We start from the raw sequence: 19,806 nt of genomic DNA, 5'->3' as shown, positions 1-19,806 counted from the left end.
CGGAACGGAGCCCGTCCATGTCCACGAACACACCGCACCACGCACGGAACGTGGGCCAGCGCATCGCCGCGACCCGTCAGGCACGCAGGCTGACCCAAGCGGAGCTGGCCCGCGCGGCCCATCTGTCGCTTCCCACGGTCAAGGCCATCGAACGAGGAGTCCGCTCACCCAGCGACGCGTCCCTCGAATCCATCGCCGCCGCCCTACGGACCGACCCCGCCCGGTTCGTCTCCGGCTACACGGGAACCGAACTCCGCGTGCAGAGCGCCCTGCCCCGGCTCTCCGCCGCGATCGCCGCCTATGACATCCCCCTCGGTCCCCCCACGCGTGCCCCGGACGTCCTGCGGCGAGCGGTGGAGGACGCCGCCCTCTGGCGGGGTGGGGCCCAGTACGGGCTCATCGCCCAGCACGCGCCCGCCCTGGTGACCGACTGCCTGGCGTTGTTCCACCACAGCGCCGGGCAAGAGCGTCTGACGGCGGCGCGTCTCCTGACCTCTGTGGCGCGCACCGCCGACGCTGCCGCCTACAAGCACTCGGCGCACGACCTCTCGGCACGCCTCATCGACTTGATGCGCTGGGCCTCCGCCCATGTCGGGGACCCGCTGCTGCGGGCGGGAGTGGCCTATGTCCGTGCGGAGACGTTCTTCGCCGCCCGAGCCCACGAAGCAGGCTTGCGCGCGCTCGAAAACGCCATTGACGACAGCCCGCCACCGTCCGCTCCCGCCGCTGCGGCGGCCCGGGGCGCTCTGCACATGCGCGCGGCGGTGCTGGCCGGACGGGCGGGAGACGGTGACAGCGCCATCGCGCACCTGGCCGAGGCCCGCTCGCTGAGCGCCACACTGAACGAGAACGTCTACGGTGGCACGGCTTTCGGGCCCGACAGCGTCCGCGTCCACGAGGCCTCCGTGGCCATCAGCCTCGGCGGCGATCATGTCGCCCGAGCCCTCGACCTCGCACACGCGTGGAGTCCGCCACCCCGTCTCACGGCTGAGCGCTCGTCGGGGTTCCACATCGAGATCGCGCGCGCCCAGGTGTGGAGCGGACGCATGACCGACGCCTACGAGTCACTGCGGACCGCCCGCCGGATCGCACCGCAGCACACCCGGCGGCACCCCTGGGCGCAGGAGGCGACACGGACCCTGCGCCGGGTACGGCGAACGGACAGCGCTCTCACCGGCTTCGCGGAGTGGATGGGCGTCGTATAACCCATCGCCTCCACTCACCCGGGCGGGCAGGGGATACACCGCGTATCCCTTTGCCCCCTTCCGGCGCCCCATGCTCTGAGTGGTCCAAGACATTCGAGCGGACGGGGACGTCATGTGGGAACCCGAGACAAGCACAGTGATGGGCAAGGCGGTGGAGGAGCCGGAAGAGCATCACCCGCCGTCGTTGGCCGACCGCATCACCCACTGGGCCGGCACCCGGGACACCGGTGAACGGGCCGCGATCGCCGCGCTGGTCCAGGAGGGCGACCTCCTCGCCCGTGAGGACGTCCGAGAGCTGCTCGTCGTCGACAACGGGACGACCGCGCACTGCGACTGGCCCCGGTTCGAGGCGCGTTACCGGAGCACCCTGGTCCTGGACACCAACGAACGGGCCTTCCTCGACCTGGTCGTGGCGATCGGCTTTCCCCGGCTCGTGCCCCTGTGGCAGGTGGAGAACCTCGACGAACGGCGGCTCGTCGTCGTCCTGCGCGCGCTGGCCGCGGTCGCCGGGCCGAACACGGTCGCCGTGGGGGTCAGCGCGTGGTGAACGTCTGTGGCCGCTGCGGACGGCTGCTCCGGGCCGGGGAGCCCTACGACACCCAGCACCACCTCACGAACTCCGGCCCCGGCTGGAGCGTCCTCGTCCACCTGGACTGCCACGGCGCGCGACGGCGTTCGGGCACCGCACCCGCGCCCGCCGCCCCGCGAAGGCCCCCGGGGTAAGGTCGCCACCCGGTGCGCGACGCCCGGCCACGGACGGCGGGGCCGCTCACCGGACCGGCGGCGACGGCACGGAGGGGAGCGGCATGCGCGCGGAGGTCACGGAGGTCGGCGGGCCGGACGGGCGCCGGATCGCGGTGGCGGAGTGGGGCGACCCGGACGGCACCCCGGTCCTGCTGCTGCACGGCACCCCGGGCTGCCGTCCGGGCGTGGTCCCCCGGGCGGTGGCGGCGGCGCGGCCGGACGTCCGGTTCCTCGCGTACGACCGTCCCGGCTACGGCGGTTCGGACCGCGCGCCGGGCCGCCGGGTGGTGGACGCGGCCCGGGACGCGGCGGCGGTGGCCGACGCCCTCGGCGTGGAGCGGTTCGCGGTCCTCGGCCGTTCGGGGGGCGCCCCGCACGCGCTGGCCTGCGCGGCGCTGCTGCCCGGACGGGTGCGCCGGGTCGCCGCCATGGTGAGCCTGGCGCCCCGGGACGCGGCGGGGCTCGACTGGACCGCCGGGATGACGGAGTTCAACGTCCGGGAGTACGAGCGGGCGCTGACCGGGCCCGAGCGGAGCGCGGAGGTGGTGGCGGAGCGCCGGGAGCACATCCTCCGGGACCCGGAGCAGCTGCTCAAGGACATCGAGGGCGGTCTCACCGCGTCCGACCGCCGGATCATCGCCGACCCCGGGGTCCGGGAGATGCTGCTCCTCAACTACCGGGAGGCACTGCGGGAATCGGCGGACGGCTGGCTGGACGACATGGTCGCCTCGGTGCGGCCCTGGGGGTTCGACCCCGAGGCGGTGACCCGTCCGGTGCTGCTCTGGCACGGCGCGGAGGACACCTTCTCGCCGGTGGACCACTTCCACTGGCTGGCCCGGCGGCTGCCCCGGGTCCGTCCCGTACTGGCGCCGGGCGCGGGCCACTTCGGGGCGATCGCCGCGCTGCCGGAGGTCCTCGACTGGCTGACCGGGGAGCGGACGGACGATCCCCCGGCCGTCTGACGGCGACCGTCCGGGCGGTCCGGGAGCGGAGGTCCGGGTGCCGCCCGGACCCAACGGCACCGCCACGCCACGCCGTCCCGTCACATCGCCACACCGCCACGCCACGCCGTCCCGTCACACCATCACACCGCACCGCCACGCCGTCCCGTCCCGTCCGTCCCGTCACACCGCACCGCACCGCACCGCCGCAGCGCCGCACCGGCCCCCGACCCACCGGCCAGCCCCGACCGGCCGACGGGCCCGAACCAGCCGGGGCCCACCACTCAGCCGCCCGCCCACCGCCCGCGCCCCGCCGGGAACCGGCTACCGCGCCCCCTTCAACAGGTCCATGACCCGTTCATGGCTGTCCCCGGCCGCGTCCAGCACCCGTACCCGCATCCCGAACCCGGCGACCCCGTCGACGAACCCCCGGGTGAACTCCCCCGCCTTGACGGTGTCGTACGCCCCGGAGGGGATCAGCGGGAAGCCCGCGCCGTACCGCACCAGGGCGAAGTCCCGCCCCGGGGCGAACCCGGCGGCGGCCAGGAACTCCACCGCCTCCGCGAAGGCCAGCCGGGGCGAGGCGGTGCCGTCGGCGAGGACGATCCGGTAGTCGACGGCCTCTATCACCGCCTGCTGGCGGCCGCCGTTGAGGATGCCCGCCTGCCAGGTGGGATCCCCGGTGCCGAGGCTCCCCGGCCGCCAGTCGGAGCGCCAGCCCAGCGCGGGCAGGACGGCCGCCGTGTACTGGGCGCGGGCCAGCACCGCCGCCGCGGCCACCGCGATCAGACTGCCGAGCGGGTTCATGTCCATCAGGCGTAACCGCCAGGGCCACTGGTGCGCGAGGTCCCCCGTCACGTTGGAGCGGACGACCTCCCACACCAGGAGCGCGCCCAGCACGGCGAGCAGCACGATCGGGGTGGTGAACAGCACCCGGTCGCGCCGCACCCGGCGCTGGCCGTCGCCGTCCTCCCCCGGGCCCCGCCCCCGTCGCCCGCGCCGACGCCCGGAATCCCGTTCTCCGTCCGGCATGACCCACACCCTCCCCGTACCGCGCGGTCCGCGTCCCGTGCCGTCGGCCCCGCTCGTTCCCGTCGCCCGCCCGGCGCGTGACTCCGCCCCCGCCGCGAGCCCCCGCCGGACGTCCGGCGGGGGCTCGCGATCCTACGGAGTGCCGGTACCGGCCGGGGGCGGATCAGCGCACCGGCCGGAGCGGTCAGCCGATGGTGAGGCCGTAGACGTTCAGGGCCTCCACGACCGGCTGGTAGAACGTCACCCCGCCGGAGGTGCAGTTGCCGCTGCCGCCGGAGGTGAGGCCGTAGGCGGTGGTCCCGGCGTACAGCGAGCCGCCGGAGTCGCCGGGCTCGGCGCAGACCGAGGTCTGGATCATGCCGTAGACGACGTCGCCGCCGCCGTAGTTGACGGTGGCGTTGAGACCGGTGACCCGGCCGCTGCGCAGACCGGTGGTGGAGCCGCGCCGGTAGACGGTGGTGCCGACCGTCGGGGTGGCGGCGCTGGTGATGGTCTGGCCGCCGACCGTGCTCGGCGAGGGGATGGAGGCGTTGGTGTAGCGGACGAGACCGTAGTCGTTGACGGGGAAGCTGCCGCCCTCGGTCGGGCCGAGCAGGATCGTGCGGGCGGAGTTGGACCACCAGTTCCCGGCGCCGTTGGTGCAGTGTCCGGCCGTCAGGAAGTAACGGACGGTGCCCCGGCGCACGTTGAAGCCGAGGGAACAGCGCCAGCTGGTCGCGTAGGTGGCGTCGCCGCCCGAGATGAGCGGGGCGAACTTGCCCTTGACCCGGGTGATGTCGATGGCCCCGGCGGCGTTCCCGGCCTTGCTCTTGATCTCGGCGATCTCCGCCGCGGACACCGTGCTGTCGATGGTGAGGGAGACCCGGCCGGACGACGGGTCGACCCGCCAGGCGGTGCCCGCGACATCGGCTTCCAGGACGGAGTTGCTGGCCTTGGCCAGTTCGACGGCGTCATAGGTGCGGGCCGTCCCGGCACCGGCGGTGCCGGCCGAGGGCACGATCATCGCGGCGGCGGCCACGAATCCGGTGGCGAGGGCGGTGAGCCTGGCTCGGCGGCTCATACCGGAGCGGGGGGTGGTGCGCTTGTTCCTCACGTGATCATTCCTCCCGAGGGAAGTCAGGGGCCAGGGGTGTGGCGCGGTCCGTGAGGCGCAGTCAAGGGGCGGGCGGCCCTCCGATTACCGGACATGCCATGACCCTGACAAGCGCTGATCGGGAGTATTCCGAGACCCGGCGCACCGGAACAAGGGGCCCTTTCGGCCTTAGCGGGCGGACCCGGCGGACGGACCCCCCGCCGCCCCGCCCGGCGGACGGAACGGCGCTTCCCCACCGCCACACCGGCGCCGTCGCCCCCGGCCGCCCCGGCCGTCACCGCGTCCTCGTCCGCCCCGGCCGGACAGCCGTGAGCGCGGGCGCCCCCGTCGCGCCCGCGCTCATCGTCGAGGAGTCCGGCTACCGTCCCGTCAGACGCCGCTCACCAGCGGCGACCGCCACCGGGAGGGTGTTGCCCGGCGGCGGGAACGGGCAGATGAAGTGGTCCGCGAACGCGCACGGGGGCAACAGCGCGCGGTTGAGGTCCACCGTGGTGCGCCCCTCGGCGTCGGGCGGCGGGGGACGCAGGAAGCGGAAGCGGAAACTCCCCCCGTCCTCGGAGGCGTTCTGGCTGGTGGCGTCCGCGAAGACCACCCACAGCGAGCCGTCGGCCTCCACCCCCGCCTGGAGGGTGTGCTCCGTTCCGTCGAGGGTGAAGGCGAGGGTGCCGTCCAACCCGAGTCCCCGGCGCCGTCCGTCCGCGTTCTCCACCTCCACCGTGCGGCGGTCGCCGGAGTACCGGGTGAACCGTCCGGGCACCGACCAGCGGGCCCCGTACGGGGTGGCCTCGATCCCCCGGAACGCCTCGCGGGCCGCCGACCCCGGGTCGAAGTCCCGTACCGCCCACAGCCCCTCACGTGCGAGGACGACGAACCGGCGGCCTCCCAGCGCCACCCGGGCGGCCTCCGGCGCGCCGGTGTCCGCGATCAGCGGGACCTCTCCGGCGAACGGCCGCCCGTCGACGGTGAGCCCCTCTTCGGGGGCGGCCGTCAGCACCACCCCGGAACCGTCCGGAGCGACCGTCCAGCGCCCCGGAATGGCCGGAACCAGACCGTCCGGATGATCCGCGAGCCAGTACGTGCCCGTCAGCGCCAGCGGACCGTACGGCGCGGCGACCGCCTCGGTGCGCTGGGCGTGCCACCGTTTCCACTCCTGTCCGGCGTCCGCCGGGTCCCGCCGGGTGCTGTCCTCGCTCATAACGGTGCCTTCCTCTGTTCCGTCGTTCCGTCGTTCCGTGTCCCGTGGTGCACGTCGTGCGCCGTGCCCCGTCGTGGTGCGGGACGCGCTGCCGTGTCCCGTGGTGCGTGTGTGCCGTGTCCCGTGGTGTGGGAAGCGCCGCTGGTCCCGTGGTGCGTGTGTCCCGTGGTGCGGGACGTGCCGCCGTGTCCGTGGTGCGCGCCGTGCGCGTGCCGTGTGCCCGGTGCCTTGGGACCGCGCCCCGGCTCAGGACCCCGTGCCGGGGGTCCGCAGTCCCAGATGGGACCGGAGGGTGGTGCCCGTGTACGCGGTGCGGAAGGCACCGCGCTCCTGGAGGATCGGCACCACCCGGGCGATGAAGTCGTCCAGTCCGCCCGGGGTGAGCTGGGGGACGAGGATGAAGCCGTCGGCCGCCTCCGTCTCCACGAACTCGATCATCTCGTCCGCGACCGTCTCCGGGGTGCCGATGAAGGACTGCCGTCCGGTCGCCTCGATCACGGTCTGCCGGATCGACAGGCCCTTGGCCTCCGACAGGGCCCGCCACTTCGCGGCGATGGCGAGCGGGTCGCCCATGGTCGTCCGGCCCTGGACGACGCCCGAGCCGAGGTCCGGGTCGCCGGCGGGCAGCGGACCGTCGGGGTCGTGGTCGGTCAGGTCCACGCCCCAGATCTGCTCCAGGGCGTTGATCGCGTTCTGCGGGGAGATCTGCTGCTGCCGGATGCCCGCCGCGCGCTCCTGCGCCTCCGCCACGGTGTCCCCGAGGACGACGGTCACCCCCGGCATGATCTTCAGGTCCCGCGCGGTCCGTCCGTAGCGGGGCAGCCGGTCCTTGACGTCGGTGTAGAAGGAGCGCCCGGCCTCCAGGGTGCCGTGCCTGCTGAAGATCACGTCCGCGGCGGAGGCGGCGAACTCCCTTCCCTGCGGGGAGTCCCCGGCCTGGATGACCACGGGGTGCCCCTGCGGGGAGCGGGGGACGGTGAACCGCCCCTCGATGTCGAACTGCTCCCCCCGGTGGGCGAAGGCGTGCTGGGTGCCGTCGGCGTCCCAGGAGTCCCACAGTTCCCGGGCGGTGGCGACGAACTCGGCGGCGCGGGTGTAGCGGTCGGCCCGGTCGAGGAAGCCGCCGCGCCGGAAGTTCTGTCCGGTGAACGCGTCCGAGGAGGTGACGACGTTCCACGCGGCCCGACCCCCGCTGAGGTGGTCCAGGGTGGCCAGCCGCCGGGCGAGGTCGAAGGGTTCGTTGAAGGTGGCGTTCACGGTGGCCGCGAGGCCCAGCCGGTCGGTGACGGCGGCGAGCGCGTTGAGCACGGTGATCGACTCGGGGCGGCCCACCACGTCCAGGTCGTGGATGCGTCCCTTGTGCTCGCGGAGCTTGAGGCCCTCCGCGAGGAAGAAGAAGTCGAAGAGTCCCTCCTCCGCGACCCTGGCCAGGTGCTCGAAGGAGGCGAAGTCGATCTGGGAGGCGGAGCGCGGATCGGACCAGACGGTGGTGTTGTTGACGCCGGGGAAGTGGGCGGCCAGATGGATCTGCCGACGGGCACGGCCGCCCCGGTCCGGGCGCGCGGGGCGGTCGGTCATGAGGGGTCCCCCGTCAGGGCGTAGCGGTTGGCGGGCCGCGCGAGCCCCAGGTGCTCGCGGAGCGTGCTGCCCGGGTAGAAGGTGCGGAACAGCCCCCGGTGCTGGAGCAGCGGGACCGTTCCGTTGACGAGCCGTTCCAGGTCGCGGCGCGGCTCCAGGGGGGTGAGGTGGAACCCGTCGGCGGCCCCGTGGCCGTGCCAGGCGGCGATGAGGTCCGCGAGGTCGACGGGGCCGCCCCGGTAGAGCGGGCCGTGCGGGCTGGGGCGCGGTCCGCCGCCGCCGTGGCCGGGTTCGGCGGCGTGTTCGCCCTCGCCGAGGTCGATGGTGAGGGCGGCGAGGACGCGCAGGGTGTCGGGGTCGCGGCCGTGGGCGGTGGCCGCCGCGCGCAGTTCGTCGCGCAGGGCCGCGCCCTGCGCCGCCCCGGCCGCCCGGACCAGGACGACGTCGGCGTGCCGGGCGGCGGTGTCGCGGGCGGCCGGGTCGGTGGCGTCGACGACGATGACGGGGTGGCCCTGGGGGGGCCGGGGCACGATCGAGGGTCCCTTGACGGCGAAGGTGGCGCCCTCGAAGTCGACGTAGTGCAGTTTGTCGCGGTCGACGAAGCGTCCAGTGGCCGCGTCGCGGATCTCGGCGTCGTCCTCCCAGCTGTCCCAGAGCCGTCGGGACACCTCGGCGACCTCGCCCGCCTCCTGCCAGAGCCGGTCGGGGGGCGCCGAGTGCCGGCGGCCGAACAGCCGGGCCTCGGCCTCGCTGACGGAGACGTCGGGACGCCAGCCCGCGCGGCCCCGGCTCACCCAGTCGAGGGTGGCCACGGCGGCCTGGAGGTGGAAGGGCTCGGTGTGGGTGGTCGTCACGGTCGGGACGAGTCCGACCCGGCGGGTGTCGGGGGCGAGCCGGGCGAGGACGGCGAGCGCGTCGGGGCCGGGACGGCCGTAGGAGTCGTCGAGGGTGACGAAGTCGAGGGCGCCGCGCTCGGCGAGCCGGGTCAGCCCGGCGTACTCCCCCGGGTCGTACGTGTCGGGCAGGTCGACGGCGGCGGCCAGGTGCAACAGCCCCCGGCCGGGGGAAGCGGACATGCGGATGGGCCTTTCTGGTGGGGGTGGGACCGGCCCGGCCCCCTTCCGTCCGGACCGCCCTGGTCGGGGGCGGTCCGGAACGGCCGGGGACCGGACGCGGCGGGGTCAGGGGCGGGGCAGCCCCTCGGGGTTGATCTCCGACTTCTCGACGGCCTCCCCGGTCAGGCCCCAGCGCTTGAGGACCTTCTGGTAGGAGCCGTCGGCGATGACCTTGTCGATGGCGGCGGCGTAGGCCTCGACCAGACCGCTGTCCTTCTTGGTGGTGGCCGCGATCTTGCCCTGGAGGTCGCCGCCCGCCCCGGAGAGCGTTCCGACGACCTCGCTCTGGCCCGCGGAGGCCACGTGGTAGGCGACCGTCGGGTTGGGGCCGAGGTGTCCGTCGATCCGTCCGGACTGGAGGGCGAGGTAGTAGTCGCTGTCCTTCTGGAAGTACTTGATGTCGACGGGCTTGCGGCCCGCCTTCTCGTTCTGCTCGCTCCAGTCGACGAGGATCTTCTCCTGGTTGGTGCCGGAGGAGACGGAGATGGTCTTGCCCGCCACGTCCTCGGGGCCGTCGACCTTCCAGCCGCTGCCCTTCTTCGCCTCGAACGCGATGTTGTCGAGGCGGTAGGTGGCGAAGTCGTACTTGTCCTTGCGCTCCTCGGTCACCGTGACGTTGGAGAAGACCCCGTCGAACTTGCCGCTGTCGAGGCCGACGAACAGGTTCTCCCAGGAGACGGTCTGCTGGTCCGTCTCCAGGCCGAGGGTGTCCGCGACCAGGATCGCCAGGTCGATCTCGGAGCCGATGCGGGTCTTGTCGTCGGTGGCGTAGAAGCCGAGCGGGGGCGAGGAGTCGGCGCCCAGACCGAGCCGCAGGGTGCCGCGCTCACGGACCTCCTCGGGCAGCAGGGCCGCGATCTTCTCGTCCTTCTTCCCCCGGACGCGGTCCTGGTCGGGGCCGATGTTCAGGCTCCCGACCCGGTCGTTCTTGGCCTGGCCGGACTTCTTGGAGGACCCGCTGTCCTCGTCCTCGCCGCAGGCGGCGAGGAGCGGGGCCGCGAGCAGGACGACGGCGGGCAGCACGGTCCGGCGCCGGGCGAGGCGGTGGGCGGCGGTGCCGCTGGAGGTTCTGGCGGTGGGAAGGGTGCGGGATGACACGGTGTACTCCTGTTGTTGCGGGTGGACCGATGAGGGTGCTGCGGACCGGCGGGCGGTCCGGTGGGGTCTGAGGGGGATCAGCCGGGCGGCGCGGACGGCCGCGGCCGGTGGTCCCGGGGGCGCCCGGACGGCGCGGGTCTCACAGGACCTTGGAGAGGAACGTCCGGGTGCGCTCGTGGCGGGGGTCGTCGAGGACCTCGCCGGGCGGGCCCTGTTCCACCACCCGGCCCTCGTCCATGAAGACCACGGTGTCCGCGACCTCCCGCGCGAACCCGATCTCATGGGTGACGACGATCATGGTGGTGCCCTGGTGGGCGAGGTCCTTGATGACGTCGAGCACCTCGCCGACCAGTTCGGGGTCGAGGGCGGAGGTCGGCTCGTCGAAGAGCAGCAGCCGGGGTTCCAGGGCGAGCGCCCGGGCGATGGCGACCCGCTGCTGCTGGCCGCCGGAGAGCTGGGCCGGGTAGGCGTCGCGCTTGTCGGCGAGTCCGACCCGGGCGAGCAGCCGTTCGGCGGTGGCGACCGCCTCCTTGCGGGGGCGCTTCAGCGCCGAGATCGGGGCCTCGACGATGTTCTCCACCACCGTGAGGTGCGGGAAGAGGTGGAAGTTCTGGAAGACGAACCCGATCCGGGTGCGCTGTTTGAGCACCTCGCGCTCACGCAGTTCGTAGAGCTTGTCGCCGGAGCGCCGGTAGCCGATGAGGGAACCGTCCACGCTGATCCAGCCGCTGTCGACCTTCTCCAGGTGGTTGATGGTGCGCAGCAGGGTGGACTTGCCGGATCCGGAGGGCCCGAGGATCACGGTCACCTCGCCGGGGGCGACCCGCAGGTCGATCCCGCGCAGCACCTCCTGGCCGCCGAAGCTCTTGTGGACGCCCCGGATGTCCACCATGACGTCCGGCGCGGACTCCGTCCCGTCCCCCCGCGCGGGGGCGCCGCCGGGCTCCGGGGCGGACCCGTCCCCCTTGGTCACGGCCCCGTCGGGCCCGGGGGCGGACCGGTCCGGGTCGGCGTCGGCCGGTCCGCCCTTGACGTCGGCGGGGGCGTCCCCGGTCGGTGCGGTCGTGGACGCGGGTACGGGCGCGCTCATCGCGTGGCCCCCTTCGAGAAGTGCCGTTCGACGTAGTACTGGACGACGGAGAGCGCGGTGGTCAGCAGGATGTACCAGACGGTCGCGACCATCAGCAGCGGGACCACGCGCCCGTTGCGGCCGTAGATGACCTGGACCTGGTAGAAGAGTTCGCCGATGGCCATCACGGAGACGATCGAGGTGCCCTTGAAGAGCGAGATCACCTCGTTCGCGGCGTTCGGCAGGATCGACCGCATGGCCTGCGGCAGCACGATCCGGCGGATCTGCCGCACCCGGGGGATGCCCAGCGCGGCGGCGGCCTGGAGCTGTCCGGCGTTCACCGAGAGGACCCCGCCGCGGACGATCTCGGCGGCGTAGGCGGCCTGGTGCAGGGCCAGCCCGAGCACCGCCGCGCTCATCGCGCCGACCAGCCCCATCGTGTCGAAGGTGAGGAACCCCGGTCCGAACGGGATGCCGAACTGCAACTCCTTGTACAGATAGGCGAGGTTGAACCAGAAGAGCAGCTGGACGATCAGCGGGATCGAGCGGAACGCCCAGATGTAGGCGAAGGCCACCGACTTCAGGAAGGGGCTCGCGGACAGCCGCATGAACGCCAGCACGATCCCGAGGGCGAAGCCGACGGCGGTGCCGTAGAAGGTGAGCTGGAGGGTGACCCAGACCGCCTTGAGGACCACGTCGGCGGTGAAGAACTCGGCGAACACCTCCCATTCCCAGCCGGTGTTGGTGACCAGTCCGTGGACGAACTGGGCGAGGAGCACGGCCGTGACCACCACGGCCGCCCAGCGCCAGGGGTGGCGCACCGGGACCACCTTGAGCGAGCCGAAGTCGTCGGCCGGACGGGCGGGCCGTTTGTCGGTGGTGTCGAGGGGTGGATCACTGGTCAGGGACATGGGGTCTTCCTCGGGGCCTTGGGTACGCGGACGCGCACGGAGGGTTCACGGACGCCGGGCGGGCCGGACGGAACGGGCCGGACGGACTGTCAGGCCGCGGCGCGACAGGACAGGTCGCGCAGCAGGGCGAGCACGGTGCGCGCGGTCGCGTCGTTCTGCCGGAAGGCGGGCCCGCCGGTCCGGGGGCGGGTGAACGCCCCGGCCCCCCGGGCGTCGGTGTGCGGGCCGAGCGCGAACCGCCGTGGGTGCGGGGTGCCGTCCCGGTCCAGGACCCGGCCGTCCGCGGGGTCCACGGCGAGCAGTCCCTCCCCGGTGGCCCGCGCGCCCTCGGCGTGCAGCCCCCGCAGCAGCGGGTCGGTGGTCTCCGCCAGGGTCGGCTGCGGCAGCCGGGCCTCCACCAGCGCGCGGGCGGTGACCGTGTGGCCGGGCACCGACGGGCTCGCCGCCCGGAAGACGCCGTCCTCGGCGGTGACGGTCACATCGGCGCCGAGGAAGCGGACGACCCCGGCCCGGGAGAGCGCCAGGAGCTGGCGCAGCCGGGGGCCGGGCGGGCCGGAGGCGAGGTAGCTGAAGAAGCCGTGCCACCACGGGCCGGTGTCGCCGAGCCGGACGAGTTGCCCGTACACCGACAGCAGTCCCAGGAAGACGGCCAGGTCGGAGCTGTGTCCGGGGTCGTGACGGCGGTCGAGGTCGGCGGTGACATAGGCGCGCAGCCCCTCCTGGAGCGCGTCGGCGTCGGGGTAGCGGACGCCGTCGAGGGGGCGGTCGACGGCGGCGAGGTCCAGCCGGTCGGCGGGGTCGGGCACCGCCGAGGCGACCAGGGCGGCGAGTTCGGGGCTGAGCGGGGCGGCGGCGGCGTACTTCTCCTCGAAGTCGGCCCAGGCGGTGCGGACCCGCTCGGGGTACGCGGTGAACAGCCGGTGGTAGTGGGCGAAGCCCAGCTCCTTGTCGACCAGTGGCCAGACGTCCCGGGCGAAGTCGGCGCCGCCGGGCCGGGCGAGCAGCTCGTCCACCTCTGCGGGGCCGAAGAACCGGGGCAGCGGCGGGCGTTCGCCGGTCCAGCCGTAGCCGATCTTGGAGTGGTAGGGCACCCCGCGCCGGGAGCCCACGTGCAGTACGGGCTCCCGTCCGGAGGGCCGGTAGGTCAGCTCGCCGTCGGGGCCCTCCTCGTACCGTCCGCCACGGCCCTCGGTGAGCAGGATCGTCAGGTCGACGAAGGCGAGGCCGAAGCCGCGCACCAGGACCGGTTCCCCGGGGGCGAGGCCCGACAGATCGGTGTCTGCGGTGTAGTCGGGCGGCAGGTAGAGCAGGTGGTGCCGGTCGGCGTAGGCGCTCAACTCCCGCTGTTCCGCGTCGGGTTCGGCACCGACGTGACCGAGGGAGAGGATCACCAGGTCGGCGGGGAGGGGTTCGTCGCGGCCCTCGACCCAGACCCGCTGACGGCCCTGGCGGGGGCCCTCCAGCCGGAGCGCGCGGCGGGGGTGGTGGTGGACCCGGACGCCCGGGGGCAGCGCGGCCACCGCCCGTTCGTAGACCCACCGCAGATAGGAGCCGCCGAGCCGGCGCCCGGGGAAGCGGGTGCCCTCCACGCCCGCCCACTCGTGGAGGGTGGGGCCGGGACTGACGGGACCCTCCAGCGGGACGGTCTCGTCGGTGAACATGGTGATGTCCTCGGCCATGGAGTTCATCCACAGCAGCGGGGACTGCTCCTGGCGCCATATCCGCCCGCCGCCGGGCGGGTAGGGGTCGACGAGGTGGATGTCGAGCGCGGCGGAGCCCTCGTCCGGGCCCGGCCACAGGGCGGGCGCGTTGGCGGCGACCCGCTCCAGCAGCCCGGTGGCCCGGGGGCCGGCGCCGACGATGACCAGACTGGCGGCGTTCACCGGGCCGTCTCCGTTCCGCGGGCGTAGTGCCGCTCCACGTAGTACTGACCGACGCTGAGGACGGAGGTGACGACGACGTACCAGATGGTCGCGACGAGCAGCAGCGGGATCACCTCGTAGGTGCGGTGGTAGACGAGCTGCACCGAGTAGAGGAGGTCGGCGACCGCGATCACGGAGACGATGGAGGTGCCCTTGAGGGTGCCGATCAGCATGTTCCCGGCCGGGGGCACGATCGACCGCATGGCCTGCGGAAGGACGATCCGCCGCCAGCGCCGCCAGCGGCTGAGCCCGACGGCCTGCGCGGCCTCGATCTGGCCACGGCCCACCGAGAGGATGCCGCCGCGCACCACCTCGGCGGCGTAGGCGGCCTCGTGCAGGGTGAGTCCGATGACGGCGACGGTGATGGGGTCCAGCAGATTGACCGTGCGCACCCCGAGGATCTGCGGGTACAGGGCGCCGATGTTGAACCAGAACAGCAGCTGCACCAGGATCGGCATCGAGCGGAACAGCCAGACGTAGCCCCAGCTCATGGCGCGCAGGACCGGGTTGTCCGACAGTCGCATCACGGCGAGCACGGCGCCCAGGCCGAAACCGAGCACCATGACGACCGCGGTCAGCCACAGGGTGAGCCAGAGCCCGCGCAGCACGGCGGCGGTGGTGAAGTACTGGCCGACGACGTCCCATTGGAACGCGTCGTTGAGCACCACGGACCGGGCGGCGGCGGCGAGCAGCACCAGCAGGACGGCGGCTGCGGTCCACTGGCCGAATCTGGGCCGTCGGACGATCCGGACGGGTGTGTCGGGAGCGCGGGACGGGACGGGGGCTGGGGGGCTCTTGTCGAGCGTGGGCAAGGACATGCGAAGGCTCCGCGGGCACGGGAAGTCGGCACGGACTGGCCTTCACACGGGGAGCCGGACCGAGCCCCTCAGCAGCGGTCCATTTCCCAAGACGCCTTGAGATTAAGGGTCTTGTCGCCCGCTCTGTCAAGGCTGTCCACACTCTGAGCTTTGCGTCTCATCTCAGTTGACGGGGAACCGGATGCCTGTTCCACTTGTGCTCATGCATCCGCAGCAGTGGCTGGTCACGCGCTCCCACATCGACTTCGGTCGAGTGTGGTCGGCGTCTTGTTGAGCTGACCCCGCGCTGCCCGGCTCCGCGTCCTGACGTACGCGGGAGCCGTTCCGCGTCCTCCCCGGTGACGGGCTCCCTTTCCGTCCGCGCGGCCTGAATCCGTCCGCGCGACGCGTCGGCGCCGTCCGTGTCACCTCCCCCGCGTGCGCGGCGTCCATCGCGCCCTCGCGGCGACCTCCCCGCACTCCCCGCTTCTCGTAGTGCCTTCACACACACACGCGCCACCGCACCTTCCCCTCGCTCCACCCGTACCGTCCGGGCCGGTTCCCGTCGTCACCGCCGCGCCCGTCCGTCCGCCGTGCCCGTTCCCCCGTCGCCACCGGGGGCGGGCGGCGCGGACGGACGCCGTCGTTCCGTCGGCCCCGCATCCGCCCCGGACGGATTCCCCGCTCGCCCCGGGACTCGTCGTCCCGTCCGCACGGTTCTTGGAGAACGTCACGCCATGAGTACGCCCACCCTTCCCAGACACCGCAGCCTCGTCACCTTCGCGCTGATCACCGCCACCGCGCTGACCGTCACCTCGTGCGGGGGCGGGGAGCCCACGGCCGCCGCCCCGGCCGGCGGGACGAACGCCGCGAAGAAGTCCGACATCCCCACCACCGACGTGATCTCCGCGGTGAAGAAGGACGAGGCCGCCGCGGCGCTGCTGCCCGAGGAGGTGCGCGAGCGCGGCTCGCTGAACCTGGCCACCAGCGTCGGCGGAAGCCCGCCCGGCACCGCGTACCTGAAGGACGGCAAGACGCTCACCGGCCAGGACGTCGACTTCGCGGAGGCGGTGGGCCGGGCGCTCGGCATCGAGCTGAAGCGCGAGGTGACGAGTTTCGAGGCGATCCTGCCCGCGCTCGACAGCGGCAAGTACGACATCGGCACCGGCAACTTCGGGGTGACGAACGAGCGCCGCAAGACGATCGACTTCGTGACCTACATCAACGACGGCCAGGGCTTCGCCACCCGGACGGACAGCGGGGTGCCGGAGATCGAGAAGCTGGAGCAGCTCTGCGGGCTGAAGGTGGCCACCAGCGTGGGCACCACCTTCGAGGCCACGCTCCAGGACAACAAGCACCTGTGCGAGAAAGCGGGCGAGAAGCCCTACGAGGTGCAGACCTACAGCGACCAGAGCGCCATCTGGTCCGCGCTGCAGCAGGAGCGGGCCGACGTGGTGATGAGCACCATCAACGGACTGCGCTACGCGGTGGCGCGCCAGAAGGGGGTGAAGTTCCTCAACGAGTACCACCGGCTGGACGTCGGCTTCGCCTTCAAGAAGGGCACCCCGCTGGCGCCCGCCTTCCAGGCGGCCGTCAACAAGCTGCTGAAGGACGGGACGTACGACCGCATCCTGAAGAAGTGGGGCACCCAGGGCTCGGCCATCGAGACCTCGGAGATCTCCCCGCCGGAGACGCCGAAGAAGGCGTGACGGCGACGGCGTCCCGTCACCCGGCGGCGGCGCCCCGCACCACGGCGGCGCGGACCTGACCGCGCCCCCACCGGCACCGGCCCGTCGTCCCGGGGACTCCCCTCCCCGGGACGACGGGCCGGAACGCCGTCAGCAGTTGCAGTCGCAGTTGCAGTCGCAGCACCCGCCGTCACTGCCCTCGCCGCTGCCGCAGCTTCCGCAGCAGTTGCAGCACTCCCCGCAGTTGGCGCAGTCCGCGCACCAGTTGCAGAGCCCTTCGCGGCGCTGCCCGGTGAAGGGGTCCTCGTACTCGCCGCAGCAGATCTGGCAGGTGCAGGCGAGCCCGGCCCACACCGCGCAGGCCGCGAGCAGCCCGCGCCGCTCCCGGAGCGGCGGCCGGGGCGGCCGGGGCGGGGCACCGGTGCCGCCGGACCCGCGCGCGGCCTCCGCCTCCGGCACCACCGGTCCGGGTCCCGCCACCGGCTCGGCGCCGGGGTCCACGCCGTGCGAGCACACGGAGCCGCCGAAGGCCCGGTCCACGGAGGTGCGCAGTTCGTGGGCGAGCAGCCGGTGGGCGAGGCGGCCGTCGGTGAACTCCGTCTCGCGCAGCGCGAGGCGTATCCCGCGCAGGGCGTCGTCCGCGAGCCGCCGGGCCTCGACGAGGTCGGTGCCGGTGGCGGTGAGCGGGTTCCAGGCGCCGGAGGCGGCGTCGGCGTCCCGGTCCTCGACGGCGTCGAGGAGATGGGCCAGCCGCCCGAAGTACCGTCCCGCCTCGGCGAGCGGCGCGGCGTTGTCCGGCCGCCCGGCGAGGACGGCGGTGTGGGCGAAGGCGGCGGCGGTGGCCGTCTCGGTGGGTTCGGTGACGGTCAGCAGCGGGGTGCCGGGCCCCGCGAGGGCCTCGACGTCCGTCTGCCGGTCGACGGCGGCCACCAGGACGGCGGTGTCGAATCCCACGTCCGCACCGGTCCTCCTGCCCGCCTTGTCCCAATGTGCCGCGACACGCCGGGCCGCGGCGGCCACGGGACGCCGGGCCAACACACCGTCACCGTCCAGGACGTGGTCCCGGGTCTTGGCCGCGGCCAGCACCAGGGAGACCGCGGCGGCGAGCCGGGCGCCCTCCCCCCGCGCGACGGAGGCGCCGCGCATCCCGCGCAGCGGACAGGGACCGGCACGGCGCCGCCCCCCGGCGTCCGGCGCGGCCTGAGCTTCCGTCAGAACCGAGATCAGCAGCCCGTCGTAATTAGTGACGATCCTGGCGAACTGCCCGTGGTCACCTCGCAACGCCAGGCACAAACCGCACAAATGAGCCAGCCACTCCTCGCTGAGCCGCTCCCCCAGCCGATGCCGACACGGCCTCACGATTCCGAACACAACGCCACTCTCCCCCGTCGTACGACCTTTCGGGGCGCATGGTAGCGACCGGACCGTTCACCCGGACGCCCCGACCGTCACCCAAACGCCGCGAGAAATCATATTTCACTCACAGTCAGCAGCGTTGTTCCGCACGACCCTTGGAATCAAGGGACCACAACCGATTTGCTGTGCACCAGTACCGTCACGAAAAGCCCGCGCGGTCACGTTCCCCTTGGCGCGTTGTCAGCATCATGGACGACCATAGGGGGCGGAACCACGCAAGACCGCTGTGAGAGGAGGCGTCCATGGGATCGGTGCGCAAGGCGAGTGCCTGGCTTGGCCTCGTCGACGACAACGATGACGAGCGTTACTACGACCGCTACGAGGCCGACACGGACGACGCTACCGAAGGCCACGGCAACGCCTGGGTGACCGACCCCCGCGTGCAGCTGGCCTCGGACACCGCTGAGGAGAGCGGGCGCCGGATCGGCACGGTCACCCCGGACAGCTTCCGGGACGCCCGCGCCATCGGCGAGCTGTTCCGCGAGGGTGTCCCCGTCATCGTCAACCTCACGGCCATGGAGCCCACCGACGCCAAGCGCGTGGTCGACTTCGCGGCCGGACTGACCTTCGGCCTGCGCGGCTCCATCGAGCGCGTGGCCACCCGCGTCTTCCTGCTGTCCCCCTCGCACACCGAGGTCATCAACGGCGAGGGCCCGGGACGGCGGAACGACAACTTCTTCAACCAGAGCTGAGGCGAGGCCGCTCACCGGCGCGGCCGGGGCGCCGGGCCCGGTCCGGACGGCGATCCGGACCGGCGACCGGGAGGCCGGGGGCCTACCGGAAGGCGTCGAGCCCGGTGAGCGCCTTGCCCAGCACCAACTGGTGCATCTCCACGGTGCCCTCGTAGGTGAGCACCGACTCCAGATTGGTGGCGTGCCGCATCACCGGGTACTCCAGGGAGATCCCGTTCGCCCCGAGCACCGTCCGGGCGGTACGGCAGATCCCGATCGCCTTGCGCACGTTGTTCAGCTTGCCGAAGCTGACCTGCTCCGCCCGCAGCCGTCCGGCGTCCATCCGGCGTCCCAGGTGGTGCGCGAGCAGGACGCCCTGGTGCAGTTCGACGGCCATGTCGGCCAGTTTCGCCTGGGTGAGCTGGAACCCCCCGATGGGCCTGCCGAACTGCTCCCGCTCCCGCGCGTAGCCGAGCGCCGTCTCGAAGCAGGTCCGGGCCGCGCCCATCGCCCCCCAGACGATCCCGTAGCGGGCGTGCGCCAGACACCCCAGCGGACCGCCGAGCCCCCGGGCCCCGGGGAGCACCGCGTCGCCGGGCAGCCGCACCCCGTCGAGGACGAGTTCACTGGTGACGCTGGCGCGCAGGGACCACTTGTGCCGGATCTCGGAGGCCGAGAAGCCGGGGGTGTCGGTGGGGACCACGAACCCCCGGATGCCCTCCCCGGTCCGCGCCCAGACCACCGCGACCCCCGCCACCGACCCGTTGGTGATCCAGGTCTTGCGCCCGTCGAGGACCCAGTCGCCGCCGTCGCGCCGGGCCCGGGTGCGCAGGGAGCCCGGGTCCGAGCCGTGGTCCGGTTCGGTCAGCGCGAAGCAGCCGATCGTCTCGCCCGCCGCCATTTCCGGCAGCCACCGCCGCCGCTGCTCCTCGGAGCCGTAGCGGTGGATCGCGTACATCGCGAGCGAGCCCTGTACGGAGACCAGGGAACGGACGCCCGAGTCGGCGGCCTCCAGCTCCAGACAGACCAGCCCGTACGGCACCGCGCCCGCGCCCGCGCAGCCGTACCCCTCCAGGGTCATCCCGAGGGCCCCCAGCGCGCCGAGTTCCCGGGTGAGTTCGCGCAGCACGGGCAGCTCGCCGCGTTCGTACCAGTCGGCGATCCCGGGCAGCACCCGCTCCCGGGCCCAGGCCCGGACGGTGGCCCGCACCGCGAGCTCCTCCGGCTCCAGCAGGTCGTCGAGACCGAGCGGATCGGCGGGGTCGAAGGGCGGCGGGACGGACGACACGGGCACGGGCGGCCTCCGGCGGGCTCGGCTAGCGGCGGTAACC

18 protein-coding genes are annotated in these 19,806 nt (G+C 73.3%); 6 read left to right on the top strand and 12 right to left on the bottom strand.

Features of this window, described 5'->3' with window-relative positions; genetic code table 11:
- The first annotated feature begins 17 nt into the window (after positions 1-17).
- From ACVWNX_RS28020 to ACVWNX_RS28005, 4 genes are all read left to right on the top strand, one after another.
- Entirely contained in the window at positions 18-1,205 is a 1,188-nt protein-coding gene (locus tag ACVWNX_RS28020; protein ID WP_454410971.1) for a helix-turn-helix domain-containing protein, read from the top strand.
- Between the two features lie 139 nt (positions 1,206-1,344).
- The gene (locus ACVWNX_RS28015; RefSeq protein ID WP_454410970.1) at positions 1,345-1,752 is read left to right on the top strand and encodes a hypothetical protein; all 408 of its coding nucleotides are present in this window, start codon (positions 1,345-1,347) and stop codon (positions 1,750-1,752) included.
- A complete protein-coding gene (locus ACVWNX_RS28010; protein WP_454410969.1) occupies positions 1,746-1,928 on the top strand; it encodes a hypothetical protein in 183 nt (60 codons plus the stop codon). The genes ACVWNX_RS28015 and ACVWNX_RS28010 overlap by 7 nt, the downstream gene beginning before the upstream one ends.
- An 83-nt stretch (positions 1,929-2,011) precedes the next feature.
- Positions 2,012-2,911, top strand: a complete 900-nt coding sequence (locus tag ACVWNX_RS28005) for an alpha/beta fold hydrolase (protein ID WP_454410968.1) — start codon at positions 2,012-2,014, stop codon at positions 2,909-2,911.
- A gap of 303 nt (positions 2,912-3,214) precedes the next feature.
- On the opposite strand, the gene ACVWNX_RS28000 is transcribed toward ACVWNX_RS28005, so the two are convergent.
- The 10 genes from ACVWNX_RS28000 to ACVWNX_RS27955 form a co-directional block, all read right to left on the bottom strand.
- Entirely contained in the window at positions 3,215-3,922 is a 708-nt protein-coding gene (locus ACVWNX_RS28000; protein WP_454410967.1) for a hypothetical protein, read from the bottom strand.
- 184 nt (positions 3,923-4,106) lie between these two features.
- Entirely contained in the window at positions 4,107-5,015 is a 909-nt protein-coding gene (locus ACVWNX_RS27995; protein WP_454410966.1) for a S1 family peptidase, read from the bottom strand.
- Positions 5,016-5,373: 358 nt separating this feature from the next.
- Positions 5,374-6,210, bottom strand: coding sequence for a DUF1684 domain-containing protein (locus ACVWNX_RS27990; RefSeq protein WP_454410965.1), 837 nt, complete (start codon positions 6,208-6,210; stop codon positions 5,374-5,376).
- Positions 6,211-6,456: 246 nt separating this feature from the next.
- On the bottom strand, positions 6,457-7,788 hold the full coding sequence (locus ACVWNX_RS27985; RefSeq protein WP_454410964.1) for an NtaA/DmoA family FMN-dependent monooxygenase: 1,332 nt from the start codon (positions 7,786-7,788) through the stop codon (positions 6,457-6,459).
- Positions 7,785-8,864: an LLM class flavin-dependent oxidoreductase gene (locus ACVWNX_RS27980; protein WP_454410963.1), complete on the bottom strand. Its 1,080-nt coding sequence runs from the start codon at positions 8,862-8,864 to the stop codon at positions 7,785-7,787. The genes ACVWNX_RS27985 and ACVWNX_RS27980 overlap by 4 nt, the downstream gene beginning before the upstream one ends.
- 105 nt (positions 8,865-8,969) lie before the next feature.
- Entirely contained in the window at positions 8,970-9,926 is a 957-nt protein-coding gene (locus tag ACVWNX_RS27975) for an ABC transporter substrate-binding protein (RefSeq protein ID WP_454414970.1), read from the bottom strand.
- A gap of 214 nt (positions 9,927-10,140) precedes the next feature.
- Positions 10,141-10,893, bottom strand: a complete 753-nt coding sequence (locus tag ACVWNX_RS27970; RefSeq protein ID WP_454414969.1) for an amino acid ABC transporter ATP-binding protein — start codon at positions 10,891-10,893, stop codon at positions 10,141-10,143.
- Positions 10,894-11,087: 194 nt separating this feature from the next.
- Positions 11,088-11,981: an amino acid ABC transporter permease gene (locus ACVWNX_RS27965; protein WP_454410962.1), complete on the bottom strand. Its 894-nt coding sequence runs from the start codon at positions 11,979-11,981 to the stop codon at positions 11,088-11,090.
- A gap of 89 nt (positions 11,982-12,070) precedes the next feature.
- Positions 12,071-13,864 carry an FAD/NAD(P)-binding protein gene (locus ACVWNX_RS27960; protein ID WP_454410961.1) on the bottom strand — a complete coding sequence of 598 codons (1,794 nt, stop codon included), beginning with the start codon at positions 13,862-13,864 and terminating at the stop codon, positions 12,071-12,073.
- A complete protein-coding gene (locus tag ACVWNX_RS27955) occupies positions 13,861-14,721 on the bottom strand; it encodes an amino acid ABC transporter permease (RefSeq protein ID WP_454410960.1) in 861 nt (286 codons plus the stop codon). The genes ACVWNX_RS27960 and ACVWNX_RS27955 overlap by 4 nt, the downstream gene beginning before the upstream one ends.
- Positions 14,722-15,437: 716 nt before the next feature.
- On the opposite strand from ACVWNX_RS27955, the gene ACVWNX_RS27950 reads away from it, so the two are divergent.
- Positions 15,438-16,409: an ABC transporter substrate-binding protein gene (locus ACVWNX_RS27950; protein WP_454410959.1), complete on the top strand. Its 972-nt coding sequence runs from the start codon at positions 15,438-15,440 to the stop codon at positions 16,407-16,409.
- Positions 16,410-16,538: 129 nt separating this feature from the next.
- Here the strand turns inward: ACVWNX_RS27950 and ACVWNX_RS27945 are convergent, their stop codons facing one another.
- Positions 16,539-17,759, bottom strand: coding sequence for a DUF5685 family protein (locus tag ACVWNX_RS27945; protein WP_454410958.1), 1,221 nt, complete (start codon positions 17,757-17,759; stop codon positions 16,539-16,541).
- Positions 17,760-18,046: 287 nt separating this feature from the next.
- Here ACVWNX_RS27945 and ACVWNX_RS27940 point away from each other — a divergent pair, with 287 nt between their 5' ends.
- Positions 18,047-18,496: a cell division protein SepF gene (locus ACVWNX_RS27940; RefSeq protein WP_454410957.1), complete on the top strand. Its 450-nt coding sequence runs from the start codon at positions 18,047-18,049 to the stop codon at positions 18,494-18,496.
- 82 nt (positions 18,497-18,578) lie between these two features.
- Here ACVWNX_RS27940 and ACVWNX_RS27935 read toward each other — a convergent pair whose 3' ends face one another.
- Complete coding sequence (locus ACVWNX_RS27935; RefSeq protein ID WP_454410956.1) at positions 18,579-19,769, bottom strand: acyl-CoA dehydrogenase family protein; 1,191 nt, start codon at positions 19,767-19,769, stop codon at positions 18,579-18,581.
- Between the last annotated feature and the right edge of the window lie 37 nt (positions 19,770-19,806).

Source organism: Streptomyces sp. JNUCC 64, from assembly GCF_054484115.1.
The sequence above is the reverse complement of the archived record's forward strand: the minus strand, read 5'-3'. Positions and strand labels throughout refer to the sequence as shown.

What these genes read in the sequence shown, in the direction of transcription:
- ACVWNX_RS27970 (WP_454414969.1), bottom strand. Translation starts at nt 10,893, where the DNA reads ATGGTGGACATCCGGGGCGTCCACAAGAGCTTCGGCGGCCAGGAGGTG.
- ACVWNX_RS27990 (WP_454410965.1), bottom strand. Translation starts at nt 6,210, where the DNA reads ATGAGCGAGGACAGCACCCGGCGGGACCCGGCGGACGCCGGACAGGAG.
- ACVWNX_RS27955 (WP_454410960.1), bottom strand. Translation starts at nt 14,721, where the DNA reads ATGTCCTTGCCCACGCTCGACAAGAGCCCCCCAGCCCCCGTCCCGTCC.
- ACVWNX_RS28005 (WP_454410968.1), top strand. Translation starts at nt 2,012, where the DNA reads ATGCGCGCGGAGGTCACGGAGGTCGGCGGGCCGGACGGGCGCCGGATC.
- ACVWNX_RS28020 (WP_454410971.1), top strand. Translation starts at nt 18, where the DNA reads ATGTCCACGAACACACCGCACCACGCACGGAACGTGGGCCAGCGCATC.
- ACVWNX_RS27965 (WP_454410962.1), bottom strand. Translation starts at nt 11,981, where the DNA reads ATGTCCCTGACCAGTGATCCACCCCTCGACACCACCGACAAACGGCCC.
- ACVWNX_RS27980 (WP_454410963.1), bottom strand. Translation starts at nt 8,864, where the DNA reads ATGTCCGCTTCCCCCGGCCGGGGGCTGTTGCACCTGGCCGCCGCCGTC.
- ACVWNX_RS27950 (WP_454410959.1), top strand. Translation starts at nt 15,438, where the DNA reads ATGAGTACGCCCACCCTTCCCAGACACCGCAGCCTCGTCACCTTCGCG.
- ACVWNX_RS28015 (WP_454410970.1), top strand. Translation starts at nt 1,345, where the DNA reads ATGGGCAAGGCGGTGGAGGAGCCGGAAGAGCATCACCCGCCGTCGTTG.
- ACVWNX_RS28000 (WP_454410967.1), bottom strand. Translation starts at nt 3,922, where the DNA reads ATGCCGGACGGAGAACGGGATTCCGGGCGTCGGCGCGGGCGACGGGGG.
- ACVWNX_RS27985 (WP_454410964.1), bottom strand. Translation starts at nt 7,788, where the DNA reads ATGACCGACCGCCCCGCGCGCCCGGACCGGGGCGGCCGTGCCCGTCGG.
- ACVWNX_RS27940 (WP_454410957.1), top strand. Translation starts at nt 18,047, where the DNA reads ATGGGATCGGTGCGCAAGGCGAGTGCCTGGCTTGGCCTCGTCGACGAC.